Genomic DNA, 2,298 nt, shown 5'->3' on the forward strand with positions numbered 1-2,298 from the left:
GCCCGGCAGCGACGCCTCGTTTACGGTCACCAGCCCGCGCGCCCGCGGCCAGCGCTCGCGGATGTCGTCGAAGCACGCCGCACCCGCCGCCGGCTCGTCCGCGCACGGCACGACGTGCCCGGTCAGGCCACGCCGGGCGACCGCCTCGCGGAAGCCCTTGTCGGCGCGCACGGCCGGGCCGTAGCCGGAGGCGAACAGCTCGGTGGACCGGTTGACCAGCACCACCTCCTCGTGGCCCAGGTCGGCCAGGTGGTGCACGCACGCGCCGATCAGCGACGCGTAGTCCACGTCCACCCACCACGACGCGCCGGGTTCCTCGACGTGGCCGATCGTCACGAACGGCAGCCCGCTCTCGTCGAGCCGCGCCACGCGGGCGTCCTCCAGCAGCACTTCCATGAGGACGACCCCGTCGACCCGGCGGCCGGTCACCATCCTGTCGAACGACCGGCCGTGGTCACCGCCGCTGGGCGAGAGCAGCACGTCCAGGTCGTGGGTGGCGGCCACCTCCACCACGCTGGCCACGAACCCGAGCTGCACGTCGGTCAACCGCCTGCCGGCCGGCGGTATCACCAGGCCGAGCGTCCGCGTCCGACCTTCGGCCAGCGCACGCGCGCTGGCGTTGGGCCGGTAGCCCAGCTCCGCGATGACCTCGTTGATGCGCCGGGCGGTCACCGCCGAGACCGGTCGCTTCCCGCTGAGCGTGTAGGACACCGTGCTGCGCGACACGCCCGCCCGCTTGGCGATCTCCCCGATGTTCATGCGCTCTCCGTCCAACCGGTTCGACAACGCCCGATGATACGGCGACGTTCCGCGGTCGGAGTTCCGCTGAAAGGCCACGTCGGCACAACTTCACCCGATCGAAACGATTCGACCGCCGTCGCGCCGACCACCCGGCCACAGCGGGGGCGCAGGGACGGGTGCCACCGGGCGGTCGACGGCTGTCCGACGAGGACGGCGGAGGGCGCGGCAGCGGCCGGGTGGCGGGAGGGGTCTAGCGGGTGAACGCGGAGGACGCGCCGCGCAGGAACGCCAGCCCTTCGACGGCGAGGGCGTCCGGTGACGCCGCCAGCGGCCGCCAGATGGACGCCGCCGTGGCGATCGTGGCGTTGTCCGGGGTGAACGACTCGATGCACAGCGGGCCGCGGTAACCGGCGTCGGCGAGGGCCTGGAGCAGCGCGGGCCAGTCCTGGTGGTCGTTGCCGGGCGTGCCGCGGTCGTTGGCGCACACCTGGACGTGCGCGATCCGCTCGCCGGCGGCCCGGATGGCCCGCACCGGCGAGGACTCCTCGATGTTGACGTGGTAGGTGTCCAGGGCCAGCCCGCAGCCCTCGTCGGGCAGCCCGGCGAGGGCTTCCAGGGCCTGCTCGACGGTGTTGAGCAGGCTGGTCTCGTAGCGGTTCAGCGGTTCCACCGCGATCCGGACGCCCTTCGCCGCGGCGTGCTCGACCACCGGGGCGAGGTTCTCCCGCAAGCGGGCGTAGACCTCCGGCCGGTCGTCGATCCGCCACGTGCGGCCCACCGAGCTGTACGCCGGTCCGGCCGCGACCGGGCTGCCGACGATCGCCGCGACGTCCACGACGTGCCGCAGGTAGTCCTGGGTCTCGGCCACGGTGTCCGCGTCGACCAGCTCCCGGCCGGGCGGCATGACCAGGCACACGGTGGCCGCGAGGCCCAGCTCCGCCAGCAGCCCGGCCGCGCGGTGCGGGTCCCAGTCGCCGGGGTGCTCCACCGGCAGCTCGATGACGTCGAAACCCCAGTCGCGGACTCGCGGTGCCAGTTCCGCCAGCGCGTCATCGGTCAGCGGGGACGTCCAGACCCAGGTGTTGACGCCGATGTCCCACATGCGGCCGAACGTAAACCGGCCGATATGGCGTGGTCAAGGCAGAAGCGCCGCCGCGAGCGACGCACTTGTGCCGGATCCCTGCCGGAACCCTCACCCCAGCTGCGCGCTGAGCTCCCCGGTCGACAGCACGTGCTTGGCGACCATCGCCGCCGCGCCCAACGCCCCCGCCTCGTCGCCCGCGCTCGACGCCACGATCCGCAGGTTCTCCGTGGCCAGCGGGAGGGAACGGCGGTAGACCGACTCGCGCACGCCCGCCAGCAGCATCTCCCCCGCCTGCGCGACCAGCCCGCCGACCACGACCAGCGAGGGGTTGAACAGGCTCACGCACGCGGCCAGCGCCTCACCGATGTCCCGCCCGGCCTGCCGCACCACCTGGCCCGCCTCCAGGCTGCCGGACCGGACCAACCGCACCACGTCGGCCGCGGTGCGGGCGTCCACGCCCAGGTCGCGCAGCC

The 2,298-nt window shown here is 73.7% G+C and carries 3 protein-coding genes; all 3 read right to left on the reverse strand.

Going from position 1 to position 2,298, the window contains the following annotated elements; genetic code table 11:
- Positions 1–759 (reverse strand): LacI family DNA-binding transcriptional regulator (locus tag AB0G02_RS35850; protein WP_360803600.1); only part of this gene is annotated, 759 nt, incomplete at its 3' end.
- Positions 760–991: 232 nt separating this feature from the next.
- Entirely contained in the window at positions 992–1,843 is an 852-nt protein-coding gene (locus tag AB0G02_RS35855) for a sugar phosphate isomerase/epimerase family protein (RefSeq protein WP_360803603.1), read from the reverse strand.
- Positions 1,844–1,933: 90 nt separating this feature from the next.
- Positions 1,934–2,298: ROK family protein (locus AB0G02_RS35860; RefSeq protein WP_360803606.1), on the reverse strand; the 365-nt coding region annotated here is incomplete at its 5' end.

This window comes from Actinosynnema sp. NPDC023658, assembly GCF_040639995.1.
Classification (GTDB): Bacteria; Actinomycetota; Actinomycetes; order Mycobacteriales; family Pseudonocardiaceae; genus Actinosynnema.